Annotated in this window: 19 protein-coding genes; 12 read left to right on the top strand and 7 right to left on the bottom strand. The window is 65.5% G+C overall.

What is annotated here, in order from left to right:
- Positions 1-14: 14 nt before the first annotated feature.
- From U4Y88_RS03670 to U4Y88_RS03645, 6 genes are all read left to right on the top strand, one after another.
- A complete protein-coding gene (locus U4Y88_RS03670) occupies positions 15-590 on the top strand; it encodes a cytochrome C oxidase subunit II (RefSeq protein WP_310633925.1) in 576 nt (191 codons plus the stop codon).
- Positions 580-2205: a cbb3-type cytochrome c oxidase subunit I gene (locus U4Y88_RS03665; RefSeq protein ID WP_224011473.1), complete on the top strand. Its 1626-nt coding sequence runs from the start codon at positions 580-582 to the stop codon at positions 2203-2205. The genes U4Y88_RS03670 and U4Y88_RS03665 overlap by 11 nt, the downstream gene beginning before the upstream one ends.
- Positions 2202-2990 (top strand): c-type cytochrome, encoded by a 789-nt coding sequence (locus U4Y88_RS03660; protein WP_321782328.1) that lies wholly within the window; start codon positions 2202-2204, stop codon positions 2988-2990. Before U4Y88_RS03665 ends, U4Y88_RS03660 begins: the two co-directional genes overlap by 4 nt.
- A 157-nt stretch (positions 2991-3147) precedes the next feature.
- Positions 3148-3579 (top strand): OsmC family protein, encoded by a 432-nt coding sequence (locus U4Y88_RS03655; protein ID WP_310633927.1) that lies wholly within the window; start codon positions 3148-3150, stop codon positions 3577-3579.
- An 82-nt stretch (positions 3580-3661) separates the two neighbouring features.
- Complete coding sequence (locus U4Y88_RS03650; RefSeq protein ID WP_224011476.1) at positions 3662-4000, top strand: cupin domain-containing protein; 339 nt, start codon at positions 3662-3664, stop codon at positions 3998-4000.
- A 194-nt stretch (positions 4001-4194) separates the two neighbouring features.
- Positions 4195-5781 carry a diguanylate cyclase gene (locus tag U4Y88_RS03645; RefSeq protein ID WP_321782326.1) on the top strand — a complete coding sequence of 529 codons (1587 nt, stop codon included), beginning with the start codon at positions 4195-4197 and terminating at the stop codon, positions 5779-5781.
- 94 nt (positions 5782-5875) lie between these two features.
- Here U4Y88_RS03645 and U4Y88_RS03640 read toward each other — a convergent pair whose 3' ends face one another.
- Positions 5876-7309, bottom strand: a complete 1434-nt coding sequence (locus U4Y88_RS03640; RefSeq protein WP_321782324.1) for a cytochrome-c peroxidase — start codon at positions 7307-7309, stop codon at positions 5876-5878.
- A gap of 174 nt (positions 7310-7483) precedes the next feature.
- Entirely contained in the window at positions 7484-9166 is a 1683-nt protein-coding gene (locus tag U4Y88_RS03635) for an alkaline phosphatase family protein (protein WP_321782322.1), read from the bottom strand.
- Between the two features lie 530 nt (positions 9167-9696).
- On the opposite strand from U4Y88_RS03635, the gene U4Y88_RS03630 reads away from it, so the two are divergent.
- A complete protein-coding gene (locus tag U4Y88_RS03630; protein WP_224011479.1) occupies positions 9697-9954 on the top strand; it encodes a hypothetical protein in 258 nt (85 codons plus the stop codon).
- 93 nt (positions 9955-10047) lie between these two features.
- Here U4Y88_RS03630 and U4Y88_RS03625 read toward each other — a convergent pair whose 3' ends face one another.
- The 3 genes from U4Y88_RS03625 to U4Y88_RS03615 form a co-directional block, all read right to left on the bottom strand.
- The gene (locus U4Y88_RS03625; RefSeq protein ID WP_321782321.1) at positions 10048-10452 is read right to left on the bottom strand and encodes a DUF302 domain-containing protein; all 405 of its coding nucleotides are present in this window, start codon (positions 10450-10452) and stop codon (positions 10048-10050) included.
- A 172-nt stretch (positions 10453-10624) separates the two neighbouring features.
- Positions 10625-11719: a peptidoglycan DD-metalloendopeptidase family protein gene (locus tag U4Y88_RS03620; protein WP_321782319.1), complete on the bottom strand. Its 1095-nt coding sequence runs from the start codon at positions 11717-11719 to the stop codon at positions 10625-10627.
- Positions 11720-12047: 328 nt separating this feature from the next.
- Entirely contained in the window at positions 12048-12353 is a 306-nt protein-coding gene (locus U4Y88_RS03615) for a hypothetical protein (RefSeq protein WP_321782317.1), read from the bottom strand.
- Positions 12354-12558: 205 nt separating this feature from the next.
- Here U4Y88_RS03615 and U4Y88_RS03610 point away from each other — a divergent pair, with 205 nt between their 5' ends.
- The 5 genes from U4Y88_RS03610 (at position 12559) to U4Y88_RS03590 (ending at position 15698) form a co-directional block, all read left to right on the top strand.
- Positions 12559-14100, top strand: a complete 1542-nt coding sequence (locus U4Y88_RS03610; RefSeq protein ID WP_321782315.1) for an FAD-dependent oxidoreductase — start codon at positions 12559-12561, stop codon at positions 14098-14100.
- Between the two features lie 155 nt (positions 14101-14255).
- Positions 14256-14465, top strand: a complete 210-nt coding sequence (locus tag U4Y88_RS03605; RefSeq protein ID WP_321782313.1) for a hypothetical protein — start codon at positions 14256-14258, stop codon at positions 14463-14465.
- A gap of 56 nt (positions 14466-14521) precedes the next feature.
- Positions 14522-14938 carry a universal stress protein gene (locus tag U4Y88_RS03600; protein WP_224011485.1) on the top strand — a complete coding sequence of 139 codons (417 nt, stop codon included), beginning with the start codon at positions 14522-14524 and terminating at the stop codon, positions 14936-14938.
- A 52-nt stretch (positions 14939-14990) separates the two neighbouring features.
- Positions 14991-15383, top strand: a complete 393-nt coding sequence (locus U4Y88_RS03595; RefSeq protein ID WP_321782311.1) for a hypothetical protein — start codon at positions 14991-14993, stop codon at positions 15381-15383.
- A gap of 177 nt (positions 15384-15560) precedes the next feature.
- The gene (locus U4Y88_RS03590) at positions 15561-15698 is read left to right on the top strand and encodes a hypothetical protein (protein ID WP_224011487.1); all 138 of its coding nucleotides are present in this window, start codon (positions 15561-15563) and stop codon (positions 15696-15698) included.
- Between the two features lie 145 nt (positions 15699-15843).
- Here U4Y88_RS03590 and U4Y88_RS03585 read toward each other — a convergent pair whose 3' ends face one another.
- Together U4Y88_RS03585 and U4Y88_RS03580 are read right to left on the bottom strand one after the other, a co-directional pair.
- Positions 15844-16767, bottom strand: a complete 924-nt coding sequence (locus U4Y88_RS03585) for a LysR substrate-binding domain-containing protein (RefSeq protein WP_310633936.1) — start codon at positions 16765-16767, stop codon at positions 15844-15846.
- A gap of 78 nt (positions 16768-16845) precedes the next feature.
- Positions 16846-17808, bottom strand: a complete 963-nt coding sequence (locus tag U4Y88_RS03580) for a fatty acid desaturase (RefSeq protein ID WP_321782309.1) — start codon at positions 17806-17808, stop codon at positions 16846-16848.
- Between the last annotated feature and the right edge of the window lie 88 nt (positions 17809-17896).

Genomic DNA, 17896 nt, shown 5'->3' with positions numbered 1-17896 from the left:
CGGGCCGCTCATCCATGTCCACGAATCCGACCGATTCCCACGCCAGTGCCGACGTCGCCGCGCGCGTGGAGCGCCGCTGGGCCACGCTCATGCTGGCGCTCGTTCTGCTGCTGGTGGCGATGGTGGTGTTCACCGGCCTGCACTGGGCGATGATGCCGCCCTCGCGCGTGGAAACCATCGACCCCGAAACGCTGCACGTCTCCGGCGAGTTCGTCGAAACCAATCTCGGCAGCGCGGTCGAATCGGACGGCTCGGTGACCGTGCGCGTGCTCGCGCAGCAGTATTCGTTCACGCCGCAATGCATCGTCGTGCCCGCGGGCGTGCCGATCACCTTCCGCGCCACCAGCGCCGACGTCGTGCACGGCTTTCTCGTCACCGACACCAATCTGAATTCGATGGTCGAGCCCGGCTACGTCTCCACCTTCCGCACCACCTTCGAGAAGCCCGGCGACCATCTGATGCCGTGCCACGAATACTGCGGCACGGGCCACCAGGGCATGTGGGCGCACGTGAAGGTCATCGATCGCGACGCGTTCATGCAACTGGCCAACCAGGCGGGAAATTCGCGGAGACTCAGCTGTGTTAAATAACAAGCGCCTCGTCCTCGCCCACTTCTGGCTCGCCTTCGTGCTGTTCGGCGTCGCGCTCGTGCTGGGCGCGTGGCAGATGCTCGTGCGCAGCCCGCTGCATCCGTGGCTCAAGGACCCCGAGCTGTATTACCGCTCCGTCACCGAGCACGGCACCGTGATGGGCTACGCGTTCCCCACGCTCATCGCGATGGGCTTCGGCTACGCCGTCACCGAACTCGCCCTGAAAAAACCGCTCGTGGGCGTGCGCTGGGCGTGGCTCGGTTTCATCCTGCTCACGCTCGGCTCGGTCACGGCGAGCGTGCCCGTCGCGCTCGGCCGCGCCTCGGTGCTCTACACCTTCTATCCGCCGATGATCGGCAGCGTGTTCTACTACCTCGGCGTGGTGCTCGTGGTGGTGGGCTCGTGGGTCTGGGTCGCGCTGATGGGCGTGAACCTCGCGGCGTGGAAGCGCGAGAACCGCGGCAAGCCGGTGCCGCTCGCGATGTTCGCGACTGTGGCGGGCGCGTATCTGTGGGGCTGGACCGCCGTGGGCGCGGCCATCGAGGTGCTGTTCCAGATCCTGCCCGTGGCGCTCGGCCTGCGCAGCACGATCGACGCGGGCCTCGCGCGCGTGTTCTTCTCGTGGACGCTGCACGCGATCGTCTACTTCTGGCTGATGCCCGCGTATATCGCCTATTACACGATCATTCCGCGCGCGATCGGCGGACGCCTCTACAGCGACTCGATGGCGCGCATCTCGTTCATCCTGTTCCTCGTGGTGGCGATGCCGATCGGCCTGCACCACCTCTTCACCGACCCGCAGGTGGGCTCGGGCTTCAAGTTCCTGCAGTCGGTGTTCACGGCGCTCGTCGCGGTGCCCACGCTGCTGACCGTGTTCACGATCTGCGCCTCGGTGGAAATCGCGGGGCGGCTGCGCGGCGGCACGGGCGTGTTCGGCTGGATCGCGAAGCTGCCGTGGCATAACCCGCAGATGCTGGCGGTGGCGTTCTCGTTCGTGATGCTCGGCTTCGGCGGCGCAGGCGGCCTCATCAACATGAGCTACCAGCTCGACCAGCCGATCCACAACACGCAATGGGTCACGGGCCACTTTCATCTGATCTACGGCGGCGCGATCGTCATCATGTACTTCGCCATCGCCTACGATCTGTGGCCGCAGCTCACGGGCCGCGCGCTGACCAACTGGCGGCTCATGCGCTGGCAGTTGTGGCTCTGGTTCATCGGCATGATCGTGACGACGTTTCCGTGGCACATGGTCGGCATTCTCGGCATGCCGCGCCGCATGGCCTATTTCGATTACAGCGATCCCGCGCTCGCGGGCCAGGCGCTGCTCGTGGCGATTTCGGCGATCGGCGGTTTCATCCTCGTGCTCTCGGCGGTGCTGTTCTTCATCGTGCTGTGGCAAGGTCATCGCAGCGAAGCGGCCGCGCCCGAGGAATACCGATTCAGCACGCCGGTGCACGACTCGCCGCGCCTGCCGGTCGCGCTCAATAGCTTCGCGCTGTGGATCGTGCTGATGATCGCGCTCACGGTCGCCAACTACGGTTATCCGATCGCGCAGCTGCTCGCCACGCCCGACACCGCCGTGCCCGCGATTCCGATTGGAGCGCCGCGATGAGCGACGAACGCCTGTTCTCGTTACGCAATCCCTGGTTCCGCGTGAGCGTGGGCGCGACGATCGTCGCGTTCTTCGTTTCCGCGCTGATCGGCTTCGTGTGGCTGCCTTCGGCGCAGAGCGATCCGAATTTCCAGGGCCTCTGGAACGCCATCTGCAGCGCGGCGGGCGTGCCGCGCCAGTGGCATCAGGGCGAAACTTCGCTGACGCCCGGCTACAAGGTGAGCACGGTCGAACTCACGCCACACATGCTCGACGACGCGAACAGCCTGTCGATCGGACGCGGCGCGACGCTCTCGTTGCGCTGCACGATGTGCCACGGTCCGCGCGGCATGAGCGAGGCCAATTCGCCGAATCTCGCGGGCCAGTACGCGAGCGTGATCTACAAGGAACTGCTCGATTTCCAGACCGGCGCGCGCCAGAGCGCGGTGATGTCGCCGATGGCGAAAAATCTGTCCGATCAGGATTTGCGCGATCTGGCCGCGTATTACGCGTCGCTGCCGCCATTCGTGCACCTCACGGGCGACCCGCCCGAGATCGTCTCGAAGGGTGCGCCGATGCGCAATATTCCGGCCTGTGCGTCGTGTCACGGCGGCGTCGATCACAAGGTCGGCAGTCCGTGGCTCGACGGTCTGCCCGCCGTCTATACGAAGGCGCAACTCGCGGCCTTCGCGAACGGCACGCGCCACAACGACATTTCCGAGCAGATGCGCAACATCGCGCGCAACATGACGCCCGAGGAAATCGACGCGGCCGCCGCCTGGTACGCGGGCACGACGCAGCATTGAGCGCCGGGTACCGCGTGGTGCCGATCTGTCCCGCACTGCGTGGCGCCCGTCGCCGAACCGAAGCACCGAACTTAAGCACCGAACTGAAACCCCGAACGACCGGCGCGGCACGCGGCTTGCGTGACTCGCCGTCCCACCCTTCACGCGGAGAAGCATCATGCAAAAGACGGCAAGCGCCAGATGGCACGGCGGCATCAAGGACGGCCAGGGCTCGATCTCGACCCAGACGGGCGTGCTGCGCGACGCACCCTACGGATTCGCCTCGCGTTTCGAAGGCGGCCCCGGCACCAATCCCGAGGAACTGATCGGCGCCGCGCACGCGGGCTGCTTCACGATGGCGTTCTCGCTGTTTCTCACCGAGGCCGGTTTCAAGGCCGACAGCATCGAAACGAAATCGACCGTCACGCTCGAAAAAGTCGGCGACGGCTTTTCGATCACGGCCTGCCAGCTCGACATGACCGCGAAGATTCCCGGCATCGATCAGGCGAAGTTCGAGCAGCTCGCGAACGGCGCGAAGGAAAACTGCCCGGTGTCGAAGCTGTTCGCCAACAACGCCAAAATCACGCTGAAGGCGACGCTCGCGGCCTGACGCGCGGGCGCTTTTCGATTGACCGGATCGGTGCCGCGCGCCGGCATCGATCCGCTGACTCCCGTTTCGTAGAGACCTCATCATGGCCATTCCGCATGCCGCGCCCGGCGAGATCTTCGACGCCCGTCCGCTCGGCGGTGCGCTCAAGGGCGCGAAGTCGACCACGCTGATCCGCGCGAAGCAGCTCGAAGTGATCCGCCTCGTGCTGCCCGCGGGCAAGCATGTACCCGAGCATCGCGCGCCCGGCGAAATCACCGTGCAGTGCCTCGAAGGCGTGCTGCGCTTTTTCGTCAATGGCGATCCGCGCACGATGCACGCGGGCGACATGCTGCTGCTCGACGCGGGCGTGCCGCACGCGCTCGAATCGCTCGACGACGCCTCGGTGCTCGTGACGATCCATCTCGCGCACGACGGCCAGTAAGCACGCGCGCCGCGACAGCGTTGCGGTTTTCGAAACGCCCGATTCGTTCGTTGCACTGAACGTTACGATAGACAGCCTCCCGCGCGTCCGCTCCACCTATCGCGCATCATTGCGGGCCGACGGCTTCCCTCGCGCGCCCCGCTGCGGCACCATGCTCTAACGCGGCCCTGAGAGGCGCGCCCCGGAGAGTCTGCATGACAGTCCCGTCGTTGCTTCGACGCGCGTTCGCCGCCGCGCGCGCCGGGTATGTGGCCACGTTTCGCTGGCTCGGTCAGCATCCGTTCGCGATCGGCACGTCCGGCACGCTGGTCGGCATCGCGATCGTCGCGCTGGCCTTCGTCGGTTTTTCGCAGCAGCGCGAGCAGGCCCTGCAAAACTCGCGGCAAACCTCGGCGATGCTCGCCTCGCTGATCACCACGCACCTCGAAACCAATCTCGGCCTGTACGACCTGATGCTCAGCGACGCGATCGATGCGATCCGCGACCCGCGCACCGCGTCGCTGCCCGCCGACCTGCGCCGCAAGGTGCTGTTCGGCCGCCTCGCGGGCGTGCTCTATATCGACGGCGCGCTCTATGTCGATGCACACGGGCATATCGTCGATGCGCAGGACGGCCGCGACTATCCGAACGTCAATCTATCGGACCGCGACTATTTCCGCGTGCAGGAGCGCAGCCGCTCGCTCGGCATGTATCTCTCCGATCCGTTCCGCTCGCGCGTGAACGAAGGCCAGTATTCGATCGGCCTCTCGCGCCGCATCAACGACTACGAGGGCGGTTTCGGCGGCGTGGTGGTGCTCACGCTGCGGCTCGCGTATTTCCAGCATCTGTTCGACCGGCTCGAAGTGGGCAAGCGCGGCAACGTCTTCATCATGCTCGACGACGGCACGCTGCTCGCGCGCAAGCCCTATTCCGATTACGACGTGGGCACCAATCTCGCCTCGCAGCGGCAGATCGCGCCGATGCTCAAGTCGACGTCCGGCTCGTTTATTTCGCGCGACGACGAGGACGGCACCGAGCGCATCTACACGTATCAGCGCGTGCCGCACGCGTCGCTGATCGTGGTGGTCGCGCCCGCGCTCGACGACGCGCTCGAACGCTGGCGCGCGCGCATCGCGATCTACGAGCCAACTTCGATTGCGTTCGGCGTCTTCGTCGCGCTGTCGTCGTGGCTGCTGGCGTTCGGTTTGCGCGCGCGCCTGCGCGCCGAATCCGAGCTTGAACGGCTCTCGGTCACCGACGCGCTCACCGGCCTGTCGAACCGCCGCGCGCTCGATCTGCGGCTCGTGGAAGAGTGGCAGCGCGCGCGCCGCGCGGGCCAGGCGCTCTCGATTCTCTTTATCGACATCGATCGCTTCAAGCTGTTCAACGACTTCTACGGCCACGCGGCCGGTGATGAAGTGCTCGCCGCCGTGGCGCATGCGATCGGCGCCACGGTGCAGCGCGCCACGGACATGGTGGCCCGCTACGGCGGCGAGGAATTCGCTGTGGTGCTGTCCAGCACGTCCGCCGACGGCGCGTGGAAGATCGCTCAGCAGATCCGCGAGAACGTGGCCGCGCTCGGCATCGCGCATGGCCACAGCGAGCACGGCTCTGTCACGGTGAGCGTGGGCTGCGCGACCTGCACGCCACGCGAGGCAACCGGCGCGCACGCGCTGCTGCGCGCCGCCGACGAGGCGCTCTACGCCGCCAAGGAAGCGGGCCGCAATCAGGTCAAGGCGACAGTGTTCGAAGGCGCGCCGCCCGATCCGCGCGACTCGTTGATCGGCAACGGCGCGACCTGATTGCATGCGGCATCGACAAAACGTCGGCGAAAAAAAAGCGCGCCCGAGGGCGCGCCTTGAATACGTTACGCGTTATCGCGCGACGTCGCGTGGATCAGTGCGACGGCGCCGGATCGTCGTTGAGCGTCTTGAGGAACGCGATGATGTCGTGAATATCGTCCGCGGTCATGGCGGGCTTGTCGCCGAACTTGCGGTCGAACGGCGCATCGGCCACGTCGACATTCTTCTGCAGATCCGCCGGCAGATCGTCGTATTTCTCGATCTTGCCGTCGGCGCCGTGCGGATAGAACTTGCCGGGGTCGGTATTGCGCTCGTTGTAGAACGCCATCACGCGGTCGAGGTCGTGATAGATGCCGTTGTGGAAGAACACCGTGCGCGTGGCCGCGTTGCGCAGCGTGGGCGTGAGGAACATGCCGCAATATTGCTGCTGAGCCTTCATGTCGGAACGGAACGGCCCGCACACGCCGAGATCGTAGAACTTCGGGTCCCGATTCTGCGCGAGATTGCGGTTACGCGGCACGCCGAGCGCTTCGTACTGATAGTCGGTGAACATCGGCGGCAGGCCGTCCTTGCCGGGCTTCGAGAGGTGGCAGCCCGCGCAGTTCGCCTTGTCCGGGTCGTTGAACAGACGCAGCCCGTGCAGTTCGGCCTGCGAGAGACGCGCGTGCCCTTCGAGCCAGCGGTCGTACTTGCTGTTATACGGATGGAACGACGGATCTTCCACCTGATAGCGCGAGATCGCGAACATCGCTTCCGAGACCGCCATCTTCGGATTATCGAAGATTCGGGCTCCGAACAATTCGTTGAAGTGCTTCGCGTAAGGCGCTTTCTGCAATTTCTGCGCGACGCTGTCCACGTCCTTGTTCGCCATTTCCACCGGATTGAGCAGCGGACCATAGGCCTGCTGCTGCAGCGTGTCGGCGCGGCCGTCCCAGAACAGGCCGCCCTGCGGCACCATTTCCACCGAGGTCGACGGACCGCCCGCGGTCTTCTGCGACTTCACCACATTCGCCGAGGCGGACGCCTGCTGCTGCACCGTGGGCGCATCGTCGTTTTCACCGGCATCGGGACCGATGCTGAAATTCGGCTGGCGATACAGATACATCAGCGAAGGCGGCGGGCGGTAGCCCTGCTGCGTCATCGCGAGACCGCCCTTTTGCACGTCGAGCGCGTTGGGCGGGCCGTACGCGTGATCGGGGCTATGGCACGAGGCGCAGGACTGCTGACCCGAGCCCGAGAGCGAGGGATCGAAGAACAGTTGCTTGCCGAGTTGCGCCATCGCCGAGAGCGGCGCGACCGGCGGACGCTGCAACACGACAGGATGCGGATTCGCGCCGGTGAGATTCTCGACGACTTCGCCGACCGCCTCGGGCACGTGCGCGGGAAACGCCACCGCATAGGCGCAGAAGCCCAGGCCGGCGACCAGCACGGCGGCGGCGGCGCGCAGCACGAGGCGCGCGGGACGCGCAGGCGCACGGGATTTGGGCGAAGGAGAAGACGGAGTGGGCGATGCGGAAAGCTCGGACATGATGCGTTTTTTCGTGTTGGCGCTGAAAAGCCGAATTGCCGTGAGCGCTACGGGAGCGCATGCACGGCAAGCGGGTCAGCGATAGTCATCTCGTCATCGATCATCGAAAGCCGTCGATGGCGGGCAAACACGGCGCGAGGCCTGTACAACGCCGGCCTCGCGCCGCCGCTCGATTTACATCGCCGGCGCGGCGCTCAGCTGCGTGCCGAGCGTCTCGTCGAGATACAGGGGCGACGTGACAGCCGTGCCGGTCGTGTTGAGCATGCCGCGCAGGTCGCCCGCGGCTGCATCGAACGAACCGCCGCCGAGACGCGCGCCGCCGAGCCAGTTGTCTTCGATGAAACGCACCACCGAAGCCTGGTCGATGAACGTGTGGTCGACGTAGTTCGTCTTCGCCCACGGCGAGATCACGAGGAACGGAATGCGCGTGCCCGGACCGCAGCGGCCGTTGACCGGCGCGCCGTTCACACCCGTCGGCTGCGTGCCCGTGCCGCACACAGCGCTGCCGTTAAGCTGGTCGGCGCTGGCGAGCGACGAATGCACCGGCGCCATGTACTGGTGGTCGTACCAGCCGTCCGAGTCGTCATAGGTCACGACCACGGCGGTGTTCTTCCAGTCCGGCTGCTGCATCAGGAAGTTCACGACCTTCGTGACGAACGCCTGCTCGTCGAGCGGATCCGAGTAGCCCGCGTGCGCGTCTTGCGCGGCCGGCGCCTTCAGGAAGCTCACCGACGGATAGTTGCCCGCCTTCACCGCGGCGAAGAAGTCATCCGTGTCGTACTGGTGGTTCGCCGGATCGGCCGTCTTGCCGTCCGCTTCGAGCGTGCTGCCGATCGCGGCCGTCGAGCTCGGGCGCAGATGCTGCGGGTTCGACGTCGACTTGAAGTACTGGAACCAGTTGTGGTGCGGGATGTAGTCGCTCGTCGCCGCGTTCACCGCCGTCGCGATCGTGCTGCGCTTGCAGCCCGTCGTGCCGTTCGAGTTCACCGTCTGCAGGTTGAAGCCGCCCATGAAGCCGCCCCACGTGATCTTCTGCGCGTTCAGCAGGTCGCCGATGTTCTGCGCGTTGATCATGCCGGAGTCGGTCGTGCTCGAGCAGGTGTCGTAGCCCGGATCGACGTCGTTGATCATCGTGAAGCCGCCCGCGCCGTCCTGAATGTAGTACGACGAGGTCGTGGCCGTGGCCGGCTGCTTCGACGTGTTCACGAGTTCGAGGCCGTTGGTCTGGCCCGACACGACTTCGAGCGCGCCCGGCGTCGACGGACCGTAGGTCGTCGTCCATGCGTTGTCGCTCATCGCGTACTTCTGCGCGTAGTTCCAGAGCGCCGTGACGGTGTTGCCGTCGTAGAAGCCCATCACCTGGCCCTTCGTGCCGAAGGCGCCCGCGCCGCCGCTCGTGCCGTTACCCGTGTACTTCGGGAACAGGTCGAGCGCGCCGTTGTCGCCGGCTTGCTGCTCGGCCGTATAGGCGTGGTTCTGGTCGGCCGTGGCGGCCTGCGTGCGGTCGAGACGGAACGGGTTGGCCGCGTCCGTGCCGTTGGCGGTGTTCGTGAAGTTCGGGTTCGACGTGAGCAGCGTGCCCGACAGGCCGTTGACCGTCGGCGTGCCCGAAGCCGCCGAAAACGCCGGCTCGCCCGACGGGTTCGTCGCGCTCGGATAGGTCGCGAAGTAGTGATCGAACGAGACGTTCTCGCCGTAGATCACCACGAGGTGCTTGATCGGCGTAGCGGTCGTGAGCGCGTCCTGAGCGGACTGCGACGCGGTCGTCGAAGTCGGATTCGAATTGCTGCTGCCGCACGCGAACAGTGCGGCGGCCAGGCCGACGCACGGCACGGCGAGTAATGCTCGGCGGTACATTTTTGTGGGCTCCATCGATTTTTCGAGTTGGTTTTCTGAGTCCTGTTCGACGCGTCGAATACGTGTGGCCATGCTTGCGCGTCAATCAGGTTTCACCGGGTTAATGCGCCAGACATCAGGGCGAGCGAATTACAACACCACAACATGACGTGACAGCGACCATTCAATTTCCTTAAGCTTTCACTACATTTCAATGCCGAAAGAAATGGGAAGGATTAGCGAAATACGGAAAGGGGCCCGGTTTTGCACTCTCGCGTGCGCGCGCTATAACAGAAAGTGCAGCGCGGACGTTCTCTGCGCGCCCGCTTTTTGCCCCGCTTTTGCCTTCTTCTTGCGCCGCGCCGCGCTGCGCCGCCCTCCCGCCTGGCGAGGGCGCGACGGTGTAGGCAGTCAGCTAACACGTTCGGCAGCCCTGGCGTTGTGCCGGCATCCCGACTCCACCTGAATGCGCACGGCGCGGTGGCGCGTGCCGTGCGCGCGCGCCGTCCTGCACCGAGTTGTGCGGCGGCGCATGAAGAAGGAGTGTCGAAATGAAAATCCGATTGGCGATATGCGCCGCATGCGTGTGCGCCGTGGCGGCCGGCATGCCCGGCACGTCACTCGCGAAAGACGAGCCTGTTTCGCAGGACACCGCTCATCGCGCCCTGATCGACGACGCCAACGCGTCGGCCCAGGCCGCCACCGACATGTCGTACGGCGGCACGACCGACACGCGCAGCGCGGCCGGTCAGCGCACCGTCAAGCCGTGCTGGCCTCGTTCGCAGTGCGATATATTTTTTGGTCAGTGAGGCGCGCGCTTTCCGATAGGCAGGCGCCAACCCGATGAACGCTCGCGCACGTCCTTCGCCTCTTATTTCAGGGGCGATGGCGCGCGACGTTCGTCACTGCACGGCGGCCTGGAGCAAGCCCGCCACGCGCTGGATCGGCGCGAGCAGTTCGGGTGAGATGGCGTAGAGCGGACCGAGTGTCTGCGCAACGTCGCGGTAATCGACGATTGCGTGGCCCTCGTCGTCCTGCCAGACCACGAGACGCAGCGGCAATTCGAGCGCCGCGTGCGGATTGGCCGCCATGATCGGCGTGCCCGCCTTCGGGTTGCCGAACAGAATGAGCCGCGTGGGACGCAACTCGAGGCCGGCGAGCGCCGCCGCTTCGCGCTGGTCCACGTCGGCGAACACGGCGGCGCCTACACCGTCGAGCGCCTTTTTCAGTTGCGCGATGGTCGTATCGAAATCGTGGGCACTCTTGAAGGACACCACGGACGAAGGGTGCTGCCTGTGTTCGGTCATGACCTGGCTCCCACGGGGACGAGAACGGACAGTAACGGACGACAACGGGACGACAACGCACGTGCGTGCTCACGCACTCTAGTCCATTAACCTGACACCAGGAATACGGCGGGGAAACAACGGCAATACTGCGTCGAATCGATTCGACATCGACTCGACCACCGCGCGGCGTTCAGAGCAACGGCTCGAACTGCGCGACCTGCTCTGCGAAATGTTCCTTTTCTTCCGCGCTCATGCCCGAGCGTTTCGGCAGCGCGACCGTGAGCGGATTCTTCGGCACGTGATCGACGTGCACCTCGTAATGCAGATGCGGCCCCGTGGCCCAGCCCGTCGAACCGACATAGCCGATCACCTGCCCTTCGCGCACCTGCGCGCCCGCGCGCAGCGATTTCGCGAAACGCGAGAGATGCGCGAAAGTCGTCGAATAGTCGCCGGAGTTCTTGATCTTGATGACGCGACCGTAGCCGGTTTCCCAGCCAGCGAACGTCACGGTGCCGCGCGCGGTCGCGTGCACGGGCGTGCCCGCGGGCGCGGCGAGATCGACGCCGTCGTGCGCCGCCCAGCGATGCGTGACGGGATCGAGCCGATGCGGCGAAAACGACGACGAGACGCGCGTGTAATCGAGCGGATAGCGCGCGAACGACGGCGCGTTCGATTGACCATCGGCGCCGTAATAGAACGCCTTGCCGTCGAGATTGCGATAGAGGAACAGATCGTGCGAGGTCTTGCCGGTGGAGATGCGCACGGCGAGCGGCAGATCTTCGTCTGCGGTCGCGGTTGTGGAAGCGGCGGTTGCGGCGCCGGTTTGCGTATTCAGCTGTGCATTCGTCTGCGCATTGCCTTGCGTGCCCGCCTGCGCGTTCGCGTCGGCTTGCGCGTCGTTGCGGAACACAAAGCGCACTTCGCTGCCCGGATGCAGATCGCGGCGGAAATCGATCCGGCCCGCGAGCGCGCGCGCCAGTTGCGCGGCCGTCGCGGCATCGATGCCCAGCTTGCTCGCCGCTTCGGAAAAGCTGTGCGTGACCTGGGCCGTTTCGACGCGATAAGCCGGCGCGGCGGGCGGGACTGCGGAAGCGGCCTGGGCCGCTTGTGCGGCGGGCGGCGTGGACGCGCGGTCGCGCGTGGCATGAGCCGGGATATCGTCGGATGCGTGCAGCGAAACGTCGGCGCTTTGCGTGGGCGCTTCGTGCATGAGCCACGCGGTGCTGAGCGTGCCAATGGCAGCGACGATGAACGCTTTACCCGCGAATCCCGGAGATGTCGACAAGACGAGTTTGGGCATCTGCTGGATACGGAATGCTGGCGAAAGGCCACGCGCGTGACGCGCGACTTTCGAATTGACATCGGCAACCAAGGCGGCGCCGATGGGCGAAAGGCTCGAGGCTAACGAGGGTTTCTTAAATCAAACTTAAAAATGTTCCAGTTCGTTAATTCCCTCATTTATTCGGTATTTATTTCTGAATTTTTTTTCGGCGCGAGGCCTGAATCCGGAAATTATTTTACGACCCCGCTTTAAGCGGGAACGGCCCTTACGGGCCGCTCGCGCACGGTGTTTCAACGAATGCCCGAATACTTATAGGCCGCTTATTGCCTGCTTATTGGCCCTTCGAATCGCTGCTGGCATCTGCGCCCGGCGTATTCGTGCTGTCGTTCATGGGCTTCTTCGCGTGGTGCTTCTTCGTGCTGTGATGCTTTGTCGTCGCATGAGCCGACGAGGCAGGCTGGCTCTGATCCATATTCATGTTTTGCGTCGAACTGTTGGCGTCGCTGCCGCCCGCACCTTGCGAACCGGTGCCGCTACTGCTGCTGCCGCCGCCGTTGCCTTGCGCGTATGCAGCGCCCGAAACCGCCGTCATGGCTGCCACGATCGCAACCGCGAGTGTCTTCTTCGTCATCGTCATGGATTGGACTCCTGATTAAATGGTGATGGACGATCTACCCAGACAGTAGATCGGCGAAACGTGTCGATCCACGTTCGATCACACGCTCGCGATCGTCACCGCACGAAGCATGCCTCTGCCCGCTCACAGAAACCCCGGGATTCGCGGCGGCACGGCGCTTGCGCTCCAAGCTCGCAACTTCGGCACATTCAAGCAGGAGCGCGCCATGAATGCATGGATCAAGGCAGCGGAACTGGCGGCATTGCCCGCTTCGGGCATGACGCGCGTGCAGGTCGAGAACGAAGCCGTCCTGCTCGTGCGCGACGGCGAATGCCTGCGCGCATTTCAGGCGGATTGCCCGCACGCGGGCGCGCCGCTCGAAGAAGGCGCGCTCTGCAACGGGCGCATCGTCTGCCCGTGGCACAAGGCCGTGTTCGCCGCCGACAGCGGCGCGTGGATCGAACCGCCCGCGCTCGCGAGCCTGAAGACGTGGCCCGTCAAGGTGGAATCGTCGAGTGTGTTCGTCGATCTGCGGCCCGGCGCGCCCGCTGCTGCTGCGGTACGGCGCGGCTCGCCGCAGCGCTTCGCAATCATCGGTGGCGGCGCGGCGGCAGCGTCAGCCGTGGCCACGCTGCTCGACAACGGCTTCGACGGCGAGCTGACCGTGTTCGCCGCCGAACCCGAAGCGCCCTACGATCGCACCTGCCTCAGCAAATACGTGCCCTCGGGCGAGATGAAGCCCGACGAAGTGCCGCCGCTTTTGTCCGAGGAAACGGCCCGCGACGAGCGGCTGCGCATCGAGCACACCGAGGTTCTGCGTTTCGATACGGCGCTCAAGCGCGTCACGCTCGCCGATGGCCGCGAAACCGCATTCGACGCCGCGCTGGTGGCAACCGGCTCGGTCGCGCGGCGGCCCGATATGCCGGGCGCCGAACTGGAGCGCGTGTTCACGCTGCGCACGCTGCTCGACGCGAAAGCGATCTTCGAAGCGACCGCGCCCGGAGAACACGTCGTCATGCTCGGCGACAGCTTTATTTCGCTGGAAACCGCGTCGGCACTGCGCAAGCTCGACGTGCGCGTGACCGTCGTCACACCGAGCGGCGTGCCGCTGCGCCACGCGCTGGGCGCGCGCGTCGGCAGTCTGTTTCGCGAATGGCATGAAGCGCATGGCGTGGTGTTTCATCGCGCGAAGGCGCTGCGTCTGGACGGCCGCGAACGCGTCGAATCGATCCAGCTCGACGACGGCGCGACACTGCCCGTGCACGCGGTCATCGCGGGCGTGGGCGTGCGCCCCGCGACGCAACTGCTGGCCGGACTCAAACTCGATCAGGACGGCGGCGTGAGCGTCGATGCCTCGATGTGCGCCGCGCCGCGCGTCTACGTCGCCGGCGATATCGCGCGTTTTCCACTCGCCGACGGCTCGGGCCTCGCGCGCACCGCGCGCATCGAACACTGGCGCGTGGCGCAGCAACTCGCGCGCGTCGCGGCACTCAACATGCTCGAACGCGAGGTCCGCTACGAAGGCGTGCCTTTCTTCTGGACCGAGCATTTCGGCCAGCGCGTGGACTATCTCGGCCACGCCACGCAGTGGGACGACCTCGACATCACGGGCAGTCTCGCCGAAGGACGCTTTCGCGCGATCTATTCGCGACTCGGGCACGTGCAGGCCGTGCTCGCCTGCGGCTACGAGCACGCCGCCGCGCATCTGATCGAACGCATGCGCGAACCGATTACCGCCGATGTCGCGCGCGCCGTGTTCGGCGCGTGAACGTTCTCTTTCGCGTCGATTGAACTCGCTTCGATACGGCGCGTTGATAACAGCCGCCCCGACTTTTTGCACGGTTTTTACGGCGCGCCCGCTACGATTTCCTCCATGGTTGCAGCGTCTGCAACCTTCGCGCCTCGCGCGCCGATGGAGGATTCATGGCGGTATTCACCCTGGTCAAAGCGTCGTACTCGCGCTCCGCATCGCTGGCTGAAATCGAATGCCGACGCACGCGTCGGCGGCGTCTGGATGCCGTCGCCTTGACAGGCGTGGGCGCAGCCGCGACGTGCATCGCGCTCGGTTCCGCCGTCGCCGGCCTCGCGCTCTGCGTGGCCGCGCTCGCCCCGTTCGTGTTCGTGCGCGACTGAGCGCACCGCCTCGCCTTCCCGCCGCTGCGCGCGTTCCGTTTACCCACGAGGTCTTCGTGCTCAAACTGCTGATTCCCATCTTCGACCGGCACGGCGCCGCCGAAGCCGCGCGCCATAGCGCGTTTCTGTTCGCCGAACGTTGCGTGAGCGAAGTCGAAGTCGTCGAAGTGCTCGGCGATGCCACGACTGACCGCGCCGCCGCATTCTGGTCACCGAACGCTTTGCGCGAACGCTACCGCCGCTCGACGAGCGCCGCGCTCGCGCAGACTTGCGCGATTCTCGACGACGCAGGCGTGCCGTACACGCGCCGCAGCGTGTTCGGGCCGCCCGCGCGCAGCATTGCCGCGTGCGTGGAAACGGCCAGCGCCGATATCGTCGTGGTCGACGCGAGCCGCCTGGGTTTTCTGCGCAAATGGGGCATGCTCGCGCAACTCCGGCGACTGTGCACCGCGCCCGTCACGCTGCTGCAATGATCCCGCTAATACATCGGATACCGAATCTATATCGAATTCGTATCGATCCACCATGCCCGACACCGGCACCCCCCATTTGCTCCGAGTCGGCCCCGCTTTGGCCTCTCGCCGACGCGCGGTCGCGCGCCTCGTCGTCCTGATCCTGCTGATCAATCCGATCCTCACCTGCGCGTTTGCCTTCGTGGCGCGCGGCAGTCATCCCGATCTCGCGCTCGGCCTCACCACGCTGTTCTGTTTCATGACCTGCGCCGCCTTGAGCGCCTGGATCCGCTCCGACGCACGGCACGCCTGGCGCGACGCGCGCGCCAGCGGTTTCGTCGAGCCACGCGCAATCGCGAGCGGCGCGACGGTGCGCGTGCACGGCGACTGTCCGCGCCGCTGGCTTGTGGAACTGCATATTGGATTGCAGGGCGGGATCACGGCGCGCCGCCAGCCGGAGCCTTAACCGTTACGCCGATTGGCATAGTCCCCAGCCGGCCTGGCTCCACGATTTGCCCCTTTTTGGCTTTGAAAACACCCGAGTGTTGCAAATAGACACACAGGAGCCGTTGCATTCTCGGGCGAACGGCGTATGATTAGGGATAACCCTTAGGTACATACCCCCAGCCAAAACGAGGACATCATGGGCGCAGTGATTATTGCAATTTCGTCGAATGTGGCTCGATTTCTTGAAGCAGCACGCCGTCTGAGCACCGTGGCGCTGAATCGCCACCTCGAATACTGCGAACTGCTCGCCGAAGCGCAGCGCCGCAGCTACTAAGCGAAGAAGCCCAGGCTTCGAGGCAGGCCGTCGCCTGCCCGCTGTTCGATCGCGCGGTCAACGTTCGCAACGTGACCGCGCCGGTCGTTGATGATTCGGCGCGCGGCGTCAGTGCGCGCTTTCCGCGCAAGACGCCACGCCTGCGTTAATCCGCGGCCTTCGCTACGCGGCCTTTCCCAACGATCGCCAAAAACCGGCTCAGCGCGGGCGTCTCACGCGCCTCGTGCCAGACGAGCCAGAGTTCGGCGCGCGCCGCGCGTCCCGCAAGCGGACGCGCGACGATGTCGGCACCCGCGAGCCGCGCGATCTCCTGCGGCACGATGCCGAATCCCAGCCCGGCGGCCACGAGGCCGACGATGCTGCCCACGTCCGACACCTTCCACTTCGGTTGCAGCTTCACGCCCGCCTTCGCGGCGAGGTCCGTGACGACGCGCATCGTCCCGACATCATCGGGATCGGGAAAACCCACCATCGGCTCCGTGGCGAGCCGCGCCAGCGGAATCTTCTCCAGCGCCGCGAGCGGATGACGCTTCGGCAAGATCACCACCAGTTCCTGACTCGAATGCACCCGATGGCGCAACGGCGCCTCGGCGGGCACGGGCGCACGCACCAGCGCCACATCGAGTTCGCCCGCCTCCAGCGCCGCGAACAGCGTGCGCAAATTCTCGTCGCGCAACTCCAGTTCCACGTTCGGATGCGACTCGCGCATAGTCCGCAATTGCGCGGGAAAACTGCGCTCGAACATCGCCGACGCAACATAGCCGATGGCCAGCGTGCCCAGTTCGCCGCGCGCCGTGCGCCGCACCGCGTCGATTGCGTGACCGTGCAGCGCGAGCAGCTTCTGCGCCTCGGTGCGGAACGCCTCGCCCGCAGCGGTCAGGTCGATGCCGCGCTTGCGGCGATGGAAGAGTCGCACACCGAGCGCCTCTTCGAGGCCCTTGATCTGCTGGCTGAGCGCGGGCTGGGCCACGCCGAGCTGCTCGGCGGCGCGCGCCATGTGCAGCGTCTCGCACACGGCGAGAAAAACCTGCAGGCGCCGCAGCGATGCGGAAGTGAGTAAAGAATCCATAGGTTCCAGCCTATCAATCCCGCGCGTCGATGTATATCGATCTTTTGGGTAAGACGCGAGTCAGGGCTGGAAGCTGAATCAGACCACGCCGTTGCCGAACGGATGCACCGGTGCGTCGGTGGCCTTCCAGGCGTAGCGCCGCAGCAATTCGCCGTAGCCGCCGCGAATCACGAAATCCGCGCATTTATCCGCGTAATCCGCGCGGCGCAAATGGTAGGCGCGCGGCAGGTTGTACCACGCGAGCGACGGCAGATCGTGATGAACGAGGTGATAGTTGTTGTTCAGAAAGAGCAGCCGCATGGCGGCGCCCGCCTCGTTGATCGCGATGCGCGCCTTCGGGTCCGGCACGGCGCGATGCTCGTACAGCGAGCGGATGGTCGCGAGCGACAGCGCGGGCCACGTCACGGCCAGCAGATAAAACCACCACGGCACGCCCGCCCAGCGCTGCAGCGCGAACAACAGCGCCACGACGCACACGGCATGCACGATCCACATCGGCGCATAACGGCGGTCGCGCGTGCGCAGCGCGTCGAAGGCCGCGACGAGCACGGCGGCGGCGCTCATCGGCGGGCCCACCACCATTCTCCCCACGAAGCGCTTGCGCGCGTGCCACAGCGCGCGCCGCCATGCGGGCCAGCTCTGCCACTGTTCGGCGGGAACGTAATTCGTCTCGGGATCGAGGCCCGGCAACGTCAGCGCTTCGTCGCGATGATGTTCGAGATGCGTGTCGCGATAGAGCGTGTAAGGGAACCAGATCGTCAGCGGCGCGAAGCCCAGCAGTTTATTCAGGAATGCATATCGTGTTGGGTGACCGTGCAGCAATTCGTGCTGCATCGACATATGCCACGCGCACAACACCGCAAGTGAAGGCGCGGCGGCAAGCAGCGAGAGCACGTGATGGCGCACCATCAGCAGCGTGGCGAACCAGCCGCCGTACACGCTCGCGATCAGCAGCCACGTGGGCCATTCGGTGCGCGCCGCGAAGCGCGCTTCGAGCGCGGCCACTGCCTGCGCGTGCTCCGCGTCGAAATATTCCGCCATGTTTGCCGCCTGCCACTTCACCCACGATGAGGCCGCAGTATAAGGACGCGTCGCGCGGCGCTCCAATAACGGATTCGCACATCGTTAT

Source organism: Paraburkholderia sp. J94 (assembly GCF_905220285.1).
GTDB classification, from domain to species: domain Bacteria; phylum Pseudomonadota; class Gammaproteobacteria; order Burkholderiales; family Burkholderiaceae; genus Paraburkholderia; species Paraburkholderia tropica_A.
Note: the sequence above shows the minus strand (reverse complement) of the source record. Positions and strands in the feature narration are given on the sequence as shown.